Below are 14,526 nucleotides of genomic sequence, written 5' to 3'. Positions count from 1 at the left end.
CGCCCGTGCAGGCGTTTTTTGCTTTAAAAATCGCAGTCTAAAAACTATAAGTAGTCCATACACGATAAGGAAATCATGAGCACCATCGAACAGAAGGCACTGGCCTATCACCGTGCCGGCCGCGCCGGCAAACTTGCCATCGAAGTGACCAAGAGCGTCGCCACCCAGGAAGACCTGGCGCTGGCCTATTCGCCGGGCGTGGCCGCCCCATGCATGGAAATCGCGCGCGAGCCGGCCAAGGCCTACGAGTACACGGCCAAGCGCAACCTGGTCGGCGTGATCACCAACGGCTCGGCCGTGCTGGGTCTCGGCAACATCGGCGCGCTGGCCGGCAAGCCGGTCATGGAAGGCAAAGTGGTGCTGTTCAAGAAGTTCGCCGGCATCGACGCCTTCGACATCGAAATCGACGAGACCGATCCCGACAAGCTGGTGGAGATCATCGCCGCGCTGCACCCGACCTTCGGCGGCATCAACCTCGAAGACATCAAGGCCCCCGAGTGCTTCTACATCGAACGCAAGTTGCGCGAACGCCTGCCGATTCCCGTGTTTCACGACGACCAGCACGGCACCGCCATCGTGGTCGGCGCCGGCATGCTGAACGCGATCGAGATGACCGGCCGCGATATCGCCACCGTCAAGATCGTGTGCTCGGGCGCCGGCGCCGCCGCCGTGGCCTGCCTGGAACTGCTGGTGGACCTGGGCGCGCAGAAGCACAACATCTTCGTCTGCGACAGCAAGGGCGTGCTGTCCACCGTGCGTCCGCTCGACGGCGAAAAAGCTGCATGGGCGCGCGACACGCCACTGACCACGCTGTCGCAGGTGATGGAAGGCGCCGACGTGTTCCTCGGCGTGTCCGGCCCCGGCGTGCTGACGCAGGCCGATATCGTCGCCATGAACGCGCACCCGATCGTCTTCACGCTGGCCAACCCGGAACCGGAACTGCGCCCGGAACTGGTGCGCGAAGTGGCGCCCGACGCCATCATCGCCACCGGCCGCTCGGACTACCCGAACCAGATCAACAACGCACTGTGCTTCCCCTACCTGTTCCGCGCGGCGCTCGACTGCGGCGCGTCCACCATCAACCAGGAAATGAAGCGCGCCTGCGTGGTGGCCCTGGCCGACATGGCGCGCAGCGATGCGCGCTTCGGCAAGGATTACGTGGTGCCGGGCCTGCTCGACCCGCGCCTGCTGCGAGGGGTTACGCCGAAGATCGCCACTGCAGCGTATCGCAGCGGCGTGGCCCGCAAGGAGCTGATCGAATCGGAATACGCCGACGACCTGGTGGAACTGGGCGAATCGCTGCTCTGATGCCGCTGTCGACGGTTCATGCCGGTCCCGCCACCTTGCGCAGCGAGCACACGGTGTCGAACCAGGCCTGCATGCCCACCAGCGGCTGCGGGTTGATCGGCAGGATCGCATTGATGTTGTAGCCATTGCCGCGCCCGCCCCGGGCGCGGTCCCACCACACGCCTGCATTGAGGTCGTCCGGCATCGGCGCCGCGCCATAGGCCTGGGCTGCCGATGCTTCCAGCCCCTGCTGCGCCACCTGGTCGCGCAGCCCCGAGCGCCCTTCGGCCGCGCGCCCGCCCGTGATCCACCCCAGCGAATTCGACACCGCCAGCACGCGCGGATGGATGCCGTCCGTGACGAACACGCGCAGGCGCGCGCTGCCCACCACGGCGCCGGTGCCGCGGTAGGCCTGCTGGTCCGCGTCCGTGCCCGACGAAGGCCGGTACGTGGTCACCTCGACCCAGTCACCGTTTTTCAGGCGCAGCTTGCGCGCGGTGGCGGTGTTGATCCACATCGGGTTGTCGTGGACGATCTCGGACAGGTATTTTTGCGAGGCCGTGCGGCCCTGGGTATGCACATTCCACTTGAACGAGGTCAGGATGAACCGGTCGGCCGGCAGGTTGCGGTGCGACGGAACCTGCCGGTAGCCGGGCATGCCGTCGTCCTGCATGGCCATCGCGCTGGCCACCTGGGTGATCTCGGGCGCGTGGATCTCGAAGCGCCGCGACGGCGTGGCAAAACCGCGTACGGCCACGCCGCCGGCCAGCAGGCCCACCGCCACTTCCTTGCCCTTGTCGTTGGTGCGATACACGATGCCGGTGTCGGCATCGGTGCGGGAACCATCGAGCGCCTTGGCCGTGAGCGGCCGCGCAAAGACGTTGAAGGTCTTTGGTGCGGAGCGGTCCACGTGCACGCCGTAGTGCTGCATGTACGCGAAACCGTCCTTGAACTGGCGGCCATCGGGGCCGGTGCTGGGCAGTTTAGAGCACTGCATGCGCACGAAGTCTTGGTGGCGGCCGAACTGGAAGTATCTGGCCTGCTCCGGTCCCAGCCGGCGGCCGATCTCGAACAGGCTGTCGGCAAAGCTGACCGCCTCGCCCGGCGGCTGCACCACGGGCTGGCGCAGCATCACGTAGTGCTGGAGTTCGAGGTTGTTGCGGATGTCCAGGCCCCAGCGTTCGAGGAAGGCGGCGTCGGGCAGGATCAGGTCCGCGTAGTGCGCGGTTTCCGAGTAGAGGATGTCCGAGCAGACGTGGAACGGGATCAGGCTTTCGTCCTTGAGCACCTCCACCGTGGTGGAGCGGCCCTCGGGCCAGGTCATCGGCGACGCCAGCGTGTAACTGATGTAGACGTCGAGCTTGGCGCGGCCCTGGCGCAGGTAGTCATAGACAATCTGCCCCACCTTCATCTTCTGCCAGCGGTTGGCCAGCGGCCACTCGGGCGGGTCCTCGAGGTCGGTGCGGATGGTGGGCGCCGGCGGCACCGGCTGCGGCTGCGGGTAGCGGCTGGCCGACAGCTTGTCATCGAGGCCGTAGCAGTAGCCGCCTTCGCGCCCCACCGAGCCGACCAGCGCGTTGAGCATCACCACCGCGCGCTCGGCATTGAAGCCGTTGTAGTGGGCACCGGTGCCGCGGTTGCTGAAGGCGACGGCAGCCGGCCGCGCGGCGGCAAACTCCAGCGCCAGCCGTTCGATGTCGGCGGCGGCAATGCCGGACTGGCGCGCGGCCCAGGCCGGCGTGTACGGCGCCAGCCAGCTGCCGATGGTGGCCAGCCCCGGTTGCACGAACTGCTCGACGAAGGCGCGGTCGATGCGGTTGTCGCGCACGATCACGTGGGCCATGGCCAGCGCCACGGCGCCTTCGGTGCCGGGAAACGGCTGGTGCCACTCGTCGCTGCGGCCGGCCGTGTTGGACAGCCGCACGTCGAACGTCACCAGCTTGGCGCCGTGGTCGAAGCGCGCCTTTACCACGCGGCTGACCAGGTGCAGGCCGCCCTGGTGCGCCTCGTAGAAATTGGCGCCGAAGTTGAGGAAGTAGCGGCAACGCTCGGCGTCGATCGATTCCCAGTCGGTCTCGCCCAGCGACACGTAATTGGCGGCGCGCTTGTTCGACGAGCACAGGGCGCGGTGATTGAGCTGCACCGGCGAGCCGATCGCCGACAGGAAGCGGTTGATCTCGGCGTCGATGCGCGAGCGGCCCTGGTGCAGCGCCACGCGCTCCGGGTGGCCCGAGGCGATGCTGCGGCGGATGCGGGCCGCGATGTCGTCGTAGGCCTCGTCCCAGCTGACGCGCTGCCATAATCCTTCACCGCGCGCGCCAACGCGCTTGAGCGGGTACAGCAGGCGCTCCGGGTAGTCGTTGATGGTGGGCGCCGACTGGCCCTTGGCGCACGTCATGTGGCTGCCCATGTTCGGATCGAGCGGATTGCCGCGGATCTTGATCACCTTGTTATCGGCAACAAAGGCTTCGATGCCGCACACGGTCGAGCAATTCAGGCACACGGTGGTGGTGCGGCGCGCGGTGCGATAATCGTTGCGCACCTTGCGCTGCTTGCCCTCCTGGACCGGGCGATAGTTGAGCGCTGCCGCCGGCGCCAGCGTAATCAGTTCGCCCAGCGCCAGGCCTGCCATGGCGCCCATGCCGTTCTTGACAAAGTTTCTGCGGTCCATGTCAGCGTCCTTTCGCGGCGGCGGGAAGCTGGGCCCAGGTGTCCGCTTCGTAGGACTCGGGGTCGTGGTTGCGGCCTTTCGGGATCTTGCGCTCGATGGCGCGTGGCGCCACGCTGCCCAGGCCGCGGTACTGCACCTGCGGCAGCGCCTTTTCCTCGGGCTTGAGCACCGACAGCTCGGTGCGGCGGCGCGCCAGGAAGGTGCTGATCGCGCTGTCGGGCAGGTTCAGGTCACCGAACGCAAACACGCCGGCCGGGCACGACTCCACGCACGCCGGTTCCATGCCAGCGTCGAGCCGGTGGCTGCAGAAGTCGCACTTGTCGGCCACCTGCGCTACCGGGTCGATGTGGATGGCGCCGTACGGACAGGCCTTGATGCAGTCGCGGCTGCGGTCGCAATTCGACTCGGCGATGCGCACGATGCCGTCGGCGCCGCGGGAAATGGCGTCGGTGGGACAGGCCTCGAGGCACGGCGCGTCGGCGCACTGCATGCACAGCGTGGGCAGGAACGCGCGGCGCGTGGTCGGCTTCTGGTTGAACGGGTTGGTGGCCGCGTAATCGTAGTAATAGACCTTGGTGCGGAAGTGGCCGAGCGAGACCGAGTTTTCGACCTTGCACGCCACCGAGCAGGCGTGGCAGCCGATGCAGCGTTCGAGGTCCAGGGCCATGCCCCAGCGCGGTGTTGGTGCGGAGTTGTTCATGCGGGCGGACGGTGATGGTTGGTCGGATGCGGATGCGGATGCAGATGCGGCATGCCAGGATTGTAACGCCGGCAAGCGGCCCGGCAAAACTTGGAGGATAATCTGCGCAATCATTCATCCCGACGCCAGACTACGAGGAAACCATCCATGAGCAACGACGCCATCAAACTGACTTCCTTTTCGCACGGCGGCGGCTGCGGCTGCAAGATCGCGCCCGGCGTGCTGTCCGAGATCCTGCGCAATTCGCATGGCTTCCCGGTACCGAAGCAACTGCTGGTCGGTATCGAGACGTCCGATGACGCTGCCGTCTATCAGCTCAACGACGAGCAGGCGCTGATCGCCACCACCGATTTTTTCATGCCCATCGTCGATGATCCGTTCGACTTCGGCCGCATCGCCGCCACCAACGCCATCTCCGACGTGTACGCGATGGGCGGCACGCCGATCATGGCGCTGGCGCTGGTCGGCATGCCGATCAACAAGCTGCCGGTCGAGACGATCGGCCAGATCATCAAGGGCGGCGAATCGATCTGCGCCGAGGCCGGCATTCCGATCGCCGGCGGTCACACCATCGATTCGGTGGAGCCGATCTACGGCCTGGTGGTCATGGGCCTGATCCACCCGTCGAAAATCAAGCGCAATGCCGATGCGCGCGCCGGCGATGTGCTCATCCTGGGCAAGCCGCTGGGCGTGGGCGTGCTGTCGGCCGCGCTGAAAAAGGACAGGCTCGATGCGGATGGCTACGCCGCCATGATCGCCAACACCACCAAGCTCAATAAGCCGGGCCAGGCCCTGTCCGGGATGGCCGGTGTGCACGCGATGACCGACGTCACCGGCTTCGGTCTGCTTGGCCACCTGCTGGAACTGGCGCGCGGCGCCGGTCTCGCCGCGCAGCTGGACATGGACGCCATTCCGCTGCTGCCCGGCGTCGAGCAGCTGGCGGCCGACGGCTGCTTCACCGGCGCCTCGGGGCGCAACTGGGAAGCCTACGGCAAGGATGTCGAGCTCGCGCCTGCGGTCACGGCCGCCCGCCACGCCCTGTTGACCGATCCGCAAACCTCGGGCGGCCTGCTGGTCTCCTGCGACCCCGCCAGCGCCGACGAGGTGCTGGCGCTGTTCGCCCGCGAAGGCTTCGCCCACGCCGCCGTCATCGGCCGCATGGTGGACGGCGCAGCGCGCGTTCACGTCGCCTAGCGACCGCCATGGACGCGACATGGGCCTGCCTAACAAAACCTTGACAGCGGGGCTGGCAATCTCGTACATTTAGGTCATGACTTCGCATCTGCATCTATCCGCTTTCCTGCTGCCGCTTGCTAGCGCCCTATCGCTAGCAGCGCGCCTACCTGCACGCGCTTAAACGTCTTTTTCGCGTTCCAGCTGCACCCGTGTCGGCCACAAGCCACACCGCCTCCCCCACCCAGGAAAGTTTGCACCGATGTTGACTCCGGCTATCCATGCTCCATCCCGCAGCGGCGATTTTTTCGCTAAGCTACTGCTACAGCTACCGACCGGTTGCCTGGCCTAGCGTTCCGTGGCCGCCCGGCAGCCATCCGCCACACCGCGTCAACCGACCCAGCAGTTTCCAAAATTTGAGACCCAGGAGCACCCCATGATGTTGCAGAACCCAGCCGCCAAGTACCGCGCCTTTCCCGCCATCGAGTTGTCGGATCGTCAATGGCCCAACAATGTCATCAGCAAACCGCCGATCTGGATGAGCACCGACCTGCGCGACGGCAACCAGGCGCTGATCGAGCCGATGAGCATCGAGAAAAAGCTGCGTTTCTTCGACCTGCTGATCAAGGTGGGGCTCAAGGAAATCGAGGTCGGCTTCCCGTCCGCTTCGCAGACCGATTTCGACTTCGTGCGCCGCCTGGTCGATGAAAACCGGATCCCGGACGATGTCACCATCATCGTGCTGACGCAGTCGCGCGACGAACTGATACGCCGCACCGTGGAATCGGCGGCTGGCGCCAAGCGCGCCATCGTTCACCTGTACAACTCGGTGGCGCCGGTGTTCCGCAAGGTGGTGTTCGGCATGTCGCGCGAAGAGATCACCAATATCGCCACCACCGGCACGCAGCTGGTCAAGGAACTGGTCAAGCAGCACCCGCAGACCGACTGGGGTTTCGAATACACGCCGGAATCGTTCTCGACCACCGAGCTCGATTTCTCCAAGCATATCTGCGACGCCGTCACTGCCATCTGGGAACCGACCCCGCACAAGAAGATGATCATCAACCTGCCCTCGACGGTCGAGTGCAGCACGCCCAATGTCTATGCCGACCAGATCGAATGGATGTCGCGCAAGCTGGCGCGGCGCGACGCGCTGATCATCAGCGTACACCCGCATAACGACCGCGGCACGGCCGTGGCCTCGGCCGAACTGGCCGTGATGGCCGGCGCCGACCGGGTCGAGGGCTGCCTGTTCGGTAACGGCGAGCGCACCGGCAACGTCGACCTGGTCACGCTGGCGCTGAACCTGTACACGCAGGGCGTGCATCCGGGCCTCGACTTCTCGGACATCGACGACGTGCGCAAGTGCGTGGAAGAGTGCAACCAGCTGCCGGTGCACCCGCGCCACCCGTACGTGGGCGACCTGGTGTTTACGGCCTTCTCCGGTTCGCACCAGGATGCGATCAAGAAGGGGTTCGCGCAGCAGAAGGAAGGCGCGCTGTGGGAAATTCCGTACCTGCCGATCGACCCGGCCGACCTCGGCCGCAGCTACGACGCCGTCATCCGCGTCAACAGCCAGTCCGGCAAGGGCGGCATGGCCTACCTGCTCGAACAGGACTACGGCCTGGTGCTGCCGCGCCGCCTGCAGATCGAATTCTCGCGCGCGGTGCAGGCCGTGGCCGACCAGACCGGTCTCGAGATCACTGCCGAGGGCATCTACGAGATCTTCAGCCGCGAATACTTCGAGCAGAACCAGCCCTACGCCTACAACGCCCACAAGATGGTCGAAGACACCACCAGCGACGAGCCGGTGCAGATCGATATCGCCCTGACCCACCGCGATGCAGCGGTGTCGCTCAAGGGCGGCGGCAATGGCCCGATCGATGCGTTCGTCGATGCGCTGGGCCTCGACATCAAGCTGATGGACTACCACGAGCACGCGATCGGCTCGGGCGCCAACGCCAAGGCGGCCTGCTACGTTGAACTGCGCCTGGCCAACGGCCCGACCCTGTTCGGCGCGGCCATCGACAGCAACATCCTGACCGCCTCGTTCAAGGCCGTGCTCAGCGCAGTGAACCGCCAGCTGAACGCGCTCGAGGCGGCGCAGGCACCCAAGGCGTCCGACGCCGCCAAGGCCCTCGCCGCCTGACGCGATCAGATGGTCTGATCGAAGCCGGACGACGTGCCGGCAGCAGTCCCGGACGAGAGCGCATCGCTCTCGTCTTTTTCCGTGCCCAGATTTTTATCCATCAGAATATCGTCGTACGGCACGCCATCGACGATCAGCGCGCAGTGCTCGCGGCCGTACACCTTGAAGCCCATCGACTCGTACAGGTGGATGGCGGCCGCATTACCGACCGTGACCGCCAGCGTGACCTTGGTCACCCCCTCCATGGTGGCGATGCATTCCATCGCCTGGTTCATCAGCTGGCGCCCCACGCCGGTGCCGCGGTACGCCACATCGACCTGCATGCCGCGAATAAAAGCCTTGTGGCGCAGCTTGATCTGCGATTCGCGGCCCACGCCCACCATGCCGACCAGGCGGTCGCCATCGAACGCGCCGAAGCGGTTGCGGCCAGCCTCGGAGGCGAAATATGCTTCCGTCACGGATAGCGGCGTATTGCATTCCTCTTCGTAGCTGGAGGTAAAGGCGGTGGGCGTTTCGCGCAGGCCGGACAGGCGCAACTGTTGAAAGGCAGCAGAGTCCGCCGGGGTCAATCGTCGAATATGGATAGGCATGGTCAGAAAAAAAAGTAAATGATCGAAAGCGATTGAAAAGATGATTAAATTATCATTTACCTGATTGCCAATAGCAAGCGAACGGGCGCGAAAGATGGAGCGTTGCCCCGCTCTTGACGCCGATTCCGGTTGACTTGCTGATCAGCTGGGCTGGCGCGCCAGGCGCAAGCCGGTGAATTGCCAGCGTGCGCCGGCCGGGAAGAAGTTGCGATAGGTGGCGCGCGTGTGGCCTTCCGGCGTGGCACACGACGAGCCGCGCAGCACGTACTGGTTCAACATGAATTTGCCGTTGTACTCGCCGAGCGCACCGGGTGCGACCTGGAAGCCCGGATACGGCGCATAGCTGCTGCTGGTCCATTGCCAGCAGTGACCGAACATCTGTTGCAGCGCGGGCGACGCGGCAGCGACTTCCCACTCGGCTTCGGTCGGCAGCCGCGCACCGGCCCAATTCGCGTAAGCATCCGCTTCGAACAGCGACAGGTGGGTGACCGGCCGGTCGGGGTCCAGCGGCTGCGCGCCGTGCAGCGTGAATTCGGTCCAGGCGCCCTGCGCGCTGTCGTCCTGGCGCCAGTACAGCGGCGCCTTCAAGCCTTGCGTACGGACCCAGTCCCAGCCCTCGGCCAGCCACAGCGCGGCATTGAAATAGCCGCCGGCAGCGATGAAGGCCAGGTACTCGCCGTTGGTGACCAGGCGCGAGGCCAGCTCGAACGGCGCCACGTACTGCTTGTGGCGCGGCAGCTCGTTATCGAAACAGAAGCCCTCGCCCGCGTGGCCGATATCGGCCAGGCCGCCGTCGAAGGCGATCCAGTCCAGCGGCGCGGCAGGCGCATCGCCCGCACGCGGCGCGTCGAGATAGGCAGGCAGCAAGGCGCTCTGCGCCAGCAGGTGCTTGACATCGGTGAGGATCAGTTCCTGGTGCTGCTGCTCGTGCTGCAGGCCCAGCGTGACCAGTTGCTCGAGCTGCGCGCGCGCGCCGGCATCGAGGTCCGACGCCAGCAGGCGCGCCATGCGCGCATCGACATCGTCGCGGTAGGCGCGCACCTGCGCCATGGCCGGCCGCGTGAGCAGGCCGCGCTGGGCGCGCGGGTGCTTGTCGCCCACGCCGTTGTAATAGGAATTGAACAGCACGCGGAACGCCGGGTGGAATGGCGCGAAACCGGGTTCCATCCGCTCCAGGATGAAGGTTTCGAAGAACCAGGTGGTATGCGCCATATGCCACTTGACCGGACTGGCATCGGGCATCGACTGCGCGCCGCAGTCTTCGTCGCTGAGCGGCGCGGCCAGCGCCAGCGTGTGGGCGCGCACCACGGCGTAGCGGGTGCCAAGCGGCATATCGATCGTAAGCGGCGGGCGCATGTCCATCAGGGGTTCCTCAGGTGTGGCTCAATCGGGAATGACACGGGCATGGATCACGGCGAACCAGCCGTTGTCGTCGGTCCAGACGCGGTTGGTGGCAAAGCCGGCCTGCTCGAGCAGGCCGACGAACGACTGCCGCGTGTACTTGTAGCTGTCTTCGGTGTGGATACATTCGCCGCGCTCGAAGTGACGCGCACGCGGCGCGCTGCCGTCGCTCCAGCGCACCGTGACCGCGCTGCGCGCCTCGAGGTGCATCTCGATTCTTTTGGCCTCGGCGTTGAAGAACGCGCGGTGCTGCCAGTCGCGCACATCGAAGTCGGCGCCGACCAGGTGGTTCAGGTGGCGCAGCATGTTCAGGTTGAAGGCGGCCGTGACGCCGATGGCGTCGTCGTAGGCAGCGTCGAGCACCGCGCTGTCCTTGACCAGATCGACGCCGATCAGCAGGCCGCCGTCGGCGCCGGCATTGGCGCGCAGGCCGCGCAGAAAGGCGATGGCCTGCTCGGGCGAGAAATTGCCGATTGAGGAGCCGGGGTAGAAGAACAGGCGGCGGCTGGTGCGTACGCTGTCGGGCAGCGCGAAGCCGCCGGAAAAATCGAGGCCCAGCGGCGTCATCTCGATGTGCTTGAAACGCTGCTGCAGACGGGTGACCGACTCGGTCAGGAAATCGCACGAGATATCGACCGGCACGTACTGCGCCGGCTGCAGCAGCGGAAACAGGCGCGCCGCCTTGGCGCAGTTGCCGGCGCCGAGGTCGATCAGCGCGGCGCCGGTGCCGATATCGTCGGCCATGGCTGCGCCATGGGCGTCGAAGATGGCCGCCTCGGTACGGGTGGGATAGTACTCGGGCAGTTCGCAGATCGCTTCGAACAGGCGCGAGCCGAGACTATCGTACAGAAACTTGGGAGAGGTATGGGCCTCGGCGGCGAGCAGGCCGGCGCTGATTTCCGCGGTGACGGCGGCGGTGCCGTGGGCGCGCGCTGGCTGCACCGGTCGGTTTGTTTGCATGGATATTGCTGAGCCTTTAGAGGGAATGCCAGAATGCACGAGGCTCGTGGGGCGGGAGCCGACTTTTTGTTATCATAGCCGAAGTTATATCGTTTCAAGGCGCGCACGATAGACGCGCGCGCCGATGTTGTTCTTTTCATTTCCTCCACCAATAGGGCCACCCTCATGACATTTTCTTCCCTGCGCACCCTCAAATCGGTGCTGGCCGCCGGCCTGCTGGCAACTGCCGCCTTTGCCCAGGCACAGTCGGCCAACGGCGTATTCCGCGTGACCGCGATTCCGGACGAAGCCCCGACCGAACTGCAGCGCAAGTTCAAGCCGCTCGGCGATTACCTGGAAAAGAAAATCGGCATGAAGGTGGAGTTCACCCCGGTGACCGATTACGCCGCCTCGGTGGAAGCGCTGATCAACCGGAAAGTGGACATGGTGTGGTTCGGCGGTTTCACCTTCGTGCAAGCCAAGGAGCGCAGCAAGAACCAGGTTACCCCGCTGGTGCAGCGCGCCGAAGATGAGAAATTCCGCTCGGTGTTCATCACCACCCTGAAGGACATCAACCGTCTGGAAGACCTGAAAGGCCATACCCTGACCTTCGGCTCGGAATCGTCCACCTCGGGCCACCTGATGCCACGCTCGTACCTGCTGGCCGCCAAGATCAATCCCGACACCGACCTGAAACGCATCGCGTTTTCCGGCGCCCACGATGCGACCGTGGCAGCCGTTGCCGGCGGCAAGGTCGATGCCGGCGCACTCAATATCTCGGTCTGGGAAAAACTGGTGGCCGAGAAGAAGGTCGATCCGACCGTGGTGCGCGTGTTCTACACCACGCCCGGCTATTACGACTACAACTGGAGCGTACGCAGCGACATGAACGCGGACCTCAAGAAAAAGCTGACCGACGCCTTCCTGGCGCTCGATCCGAAAAACCCGCAGGACAAGGTGATCATGGACCTGCAGCGCGCCTCGAAGTTCGTCCCCACCAAGGCCGAGAACTACACCGCCATCGAAGCTGCCGCGCAAAACGCCGGCCTGCTGAAGAAGTAACCACCGAGTCACCATCAGCATCGACGTTTTTTCTGCATGCCGACCTACCATTTGCACGACCTGACGGTGCGCCATCGCGGCGCATCGCACGCTGCGCCCCTGCCCGCACTGCGCGAACTCTCGCTCACCATCGAGCAGGGGGAGCAACTGGCCCTGATCGGCCCTTCGGGCGCAGGCAAGACCACCTTGCTGGCGACCCTGGCATGCGCCCAGCAGCCGGCCGCCGGCACCTTCTCCATCTTCGGCCAGGATCCGTGGGCGCTCGGCGAGGCTGCACGCCACCAGCTGCGCGCGCGCCTGTTCCTGGCGCCGCAGACGCCGCCGCTGCCGCCGCGCCAGCGCGTGGTGACGGCAGTGCTGGCCGCGCGGCTGCCGCAATGGAGCATCTGGCGCGCGCTCGCTTCGCTGTTCAAACCGGCCGATCCGCAGGCAGCCTGGCAGGCGCTGTCGCGCTTCAACCTCGGCGATAAACTGTATGCGCGCGTGGATCGCCTGTCCGGCGGCGAACGCCAGCGCTGCGGCCTGGCGCGGCTGCTGCTGTCGCCGGCGCAGGCGCTGCTGGTGGACGAGCCGCTGTCCGCGCTCGACCCGGTGCTCTCCGAAATCACGCTGACCACGCTGCGCGACGAAGCGGCAGCCCGCAACGCCACGCTGGTGTGCAGCCTGCACCAGGTGGAACTGGCGCTGGCCCACTTTCCGCGCATCGTCGCGCTGCGCGCTGGCCGCATCGTGTTCGACCTGCCGCGCGAACAGGTCACGCCGCAGCTGATCGCCGCGCTCTACCAGGGCGTGCCGGCAACCGACGCTGCGCCCGCTGCAGCACCGGCCTTCGACGAACCGGCGCCGCTGCCGCTCAAACCCGACGTGGGCGCCTGCCTGTGAGCGTGCCCGTGCCCGTGCCCTTGCCGCCGTCCGCACTGCCTGACCACCTGCGCCGCGACCCGGCCTGGCGCGGCCGCCTGGCCGCGTGCGTGCTGGCGTTGGCCATCGTGTGGCCGATGCTGGTGCTGAGCGAATTCAAGCCATGGATACTGTGGGACTGGCAAAGCCTGACGGCCACCGGCCGCTTCCTGTCCGACTTCCTGGTGCCCGCCCACGACGCCGAATTCCTGCTGCTGCTGCTGCGCGAAACCTGGCAGACCGTGGCCATCGCCACCGCCGGCCTGGCGCTGGCGCTGGTGGTGGCTGTTCCTGCCACCGTGGTGATCACCGACCGCCTGTCGATCTCGGCGCTCGGCACCGGCCGCACCCGGCTTCCGGCGCGGCTGCTGCGCCAGGGCGTGCGCTCGATCCTGATCCTGCTGCGCAGCGTGCCGGAGCTGGTGTGGGCGCTGCTGTTCGTGCGCATCATCGGCTTCGGCCCGACGGCCGGCGTGCTGGCCATCGCGCTCACCTACTGCGGCATGCTGGGCAAGGTGTATGCCGAAATCCTCGAATCGTCCGACCGCCATGGTACCGATGTCCTGCTGACCAACGGCAGCAGCCGGCTGGCCGCGCTGCTGTACGGCGCCCTGCCGGAGTCGGCATCGGAACTGATGTCGTACACGGTGTACCGCTGGGAGTGCGCGATCCGCGGCTCGGTGGTGATGGGCTTTGTCGGCGCGGGCGGCCTCGGGCAGCGCATGGACGAATCGATGAAGATGCTGGCCGGCGCCGAGGTGTCGTCGATGCTGCTGGTGTTCGTGGCGCTGGTGGCGCTGGCGGACCTGTTCTCGAAAATTTTGCGGCGGCGGCTCGGATGAAGCACATGCCCAACCTGCCCGACACCGCCCGCATGCCGCAGCCGCCGGCGCGCGACTGGACCATCATCGCGCTGATGCTGATGCTGGCGGCGCTGGTCGTGGCCAGCTTCGCCACGCTGCCGCTCAAGTGGCGCGACTTCTTTACGCTCGATGCGATCACCAGCGCCGGCGAACTGCTGGCCGGCTTCGCCCCGCCGGAAACGGCCACGCCGTTCCTGGTCAAGACCGCGTGGGCCACGCTGGAAACCATGTCGATGTCGGCGCTCGGCACGCTGCTGGCGGTGATCGGCGGGCTGGCGCTGTCGCTGCCGGCGTCGGGCCGCCTGGGGCGGGCGCCGCGCGCGCTGGTGCGCGCCGTGCTCAATGTGCTGCGCTCGATCCCGGAGCTGGTGTGGGCGGCCATCCTGCTGATCGCTGCCGGCCTGGGGCCGTTCGGCGGCACGCTGGCGCTGGCCGCGCACACGGCCGGGGTGCTGGGCCGGCTGTTTGCCGATGCGCTGGAAAATGCCGCGCCGGGACCGGAGCAGGCCCTGCGCACCAATGGCGCCAGCGCTGCCGCCGCGTTCTTCTACGCCACGCTGCCGCAAACGCTGCCGCAAATGCTGTCGTACACGCTGTACCGCTGGGAGAACAATATCCGCGCGGCCGCCATCCTCGGCGTGGTGGGCGCCGGCGGCCTCGGACAAATGCTTAAATACCACCTGTCGCTGTTCCAGATGCAGCAGGCGGCCACGGTCATCCTCGCCATGCTGGTGCTGGTGGCGGTGGTGGACGCCGCCAGTTACGCGCTGCGGCGCGCCCTTACCCGCTAG

General features: G+C 66.2%; 12 protein-coding genes. 7 read left to right on the top strand and 5 right to left on the bottom strand.

Features of this window, described 5'->3' with window-relative positions; translation table 11 throughout:
* The first annotated feature begins 75 nt into the window (after positions 1-75).
* Positions 76-1,308: a malic enzyme-like NAD(P)-binding protein gene (locus tag ASF61_RS04930; RefSeq protein WP_056151844.1), complete on the top strand. Its 1,233-nt coding sequence runs from the start codon at positions 76-78 to the stop codon at positions 1,306-1,308.
* Positions 1,309-1,324: 16 nt separating this feature from the next.
* On the opposite strand, the gene ASF61_RS04925 is transcribed toward ASF61_RS04930, so the two are convergent.
* Entirely contained in the window at positions 1,325-3,958 is a 2,634-nt protein-coding gene (locus ASF61_RS04925; protein ID WP_056151841.1) for a molybdopterin-dependent oxidoreductase, read from the bottom strand.
* Between the two features lies 1 nt (position 3,959).
* A complete protein-coding gene (locus tag ASF61_RS04920; protein WP_162241968.1) occupies positions 3,960-4,658 on the bottom strand; it encodes a 4Fe-4S dicluster domain-containing protein in 699 nt (232 codons plus the stop codon).
* 147 nt (positions 4,659-4,805) lie between these two features.
* Here ASF61_RS04920 and selD point away from each other — a divergent pair, with 147 nt between their 5' ends.
* Together selD and leuA are read left to right on the top strand one after the other, a co-directional pair.
* Positions 4,806-5,852: a selenide, water dikinase SelD gene (gene selD / locus ASF61_RS04915; RefSeq protein WP_056151836.1), complete on the top strand. Its 1,047-nt coding sequence runs from the start codon at positions 4,806-4,808 to the stop codon at positions 5,850-5,852.
* A 415-nt stretch (positions 5,853-6,267) separates the two neighbouring features.
* Entirely contained in the window at positions 6,268-7,980 is a 1,713-nt protein-coding gene (leuA, locus tag ASF61_RS04910; RefSeq protein ID WP_056151833.1) for a 2-isopropylmalate synthase, read from the top strand.
* 5 nt (positions 7,981-7,985) lie between these two features.
* Here the strand turns inward: leuA and ASF61_RS04905 are convergent, their stop codons facing one another.
* The 3 genes from ASF61_RS04905 to egtD form a co-directional block, all read right to left on the bottom strand.
* Entirely contained in the window at positions 7,986-8,570 is a 585-nt protein-coding gene (locus ASF61_RS04905) for a GNAT family N-acetyltransferase (RefSeq protein WP_082491209.1), read from the bottom strand.
* A 141-nt stretch (positions 8,571-8,711) separates the two neighbouring features.
* Entirely contained in the window at positions 8,712-9,932 is a 1,221-nt protein-coding gene (gene egtB, locus ASF61_RS04900; RefSeq protein WP_056151830.1) for an ergothioneine biosynthesis protein EgtB, read from the bottom strand.
* A gap of 21 nt (positions 9,933-9,953) precedes the next feature.
* Entirely contained in the window at positions 9,954-10,931 is a 978-nt protein-coding gene (gene egtD / locus ASF61_RS04895) for an L-histidine N(alpha)-methyltransferase (RefSeq protein WP_056151827.1), read from the bottom strand.
* A 165-nt stretch (positions 10,932-11,096) separates the two neighbouring features.
* Between egtD and ASF61_RS04890 the strand changes: the two genes are divergently transcribed.
* From ASF61_RS04890 to phnE, 4 genes are read left to right on the top strand one after another with little or no spacing between them, the layout of a single operon-like run.
* Positions 11,097-11,972: a putative selenate ABC transporter substrate-binding protein gene (locus ASF61_RS04890; RefSeq protein WP_056151824.1), complete on the top strand. Its 876-nt coding sequence runs from the start codon at positions 11,097-11,099 to the stop codon at positions 11,970-11,972.
* A gap of 36 nt (positions 11,973-12,008) precedes the next feature.
* A complete protein-coding gene (locus tag ASF61_RS04885; protein ID WP_056151819.1) occupies positions 12,009-12,854 on the top strand; it encodes a phosphonate ABC transporter ATP-binding protein in 846 nt (281 codons plus the stop codon).
* Complete coding sequence (locus ASF61_RS04880; RefSeq protein WP_373994530.1) at positions 12,851-13,714, top strand: PhnE/PtxC family ABC transporter permease; 864 nt, start codon at positions 12,851-12,853, stop codon at positions 13,712-13,714. The genes ASF61_RS04885 and ASF61_RS04880 overlap by 4 nt, the downstream gene beginning before the upstream one ends.
* Positions 13,715-13,719: 5 nt before the next feature.
* Complete coding sequence (gene phnE / locus ASF61_RS04875) at positions 13,720-14,526, top strand: phosphonate ABC transporter, permease protein PhnE (protein ID WP_373994529.1); 807 nt, start codon at positions 13,720-13,722, stop codon at positions 14,524-14,526.

The organism is Duganella sp. Leaf126 (assembly GCF_001423125.1).
Taxonomy (GTDB): domain Bacteria; phylum Pseudomonadota; class Gammaproteobacteria; order Burkholderiales; family Burkholderiaceae_D; genus Rugamonas.
Note: the sequence above shows the minus strand (reverse complement) of the source record. Positions and strands in the feature narration are given on the sequence as shown.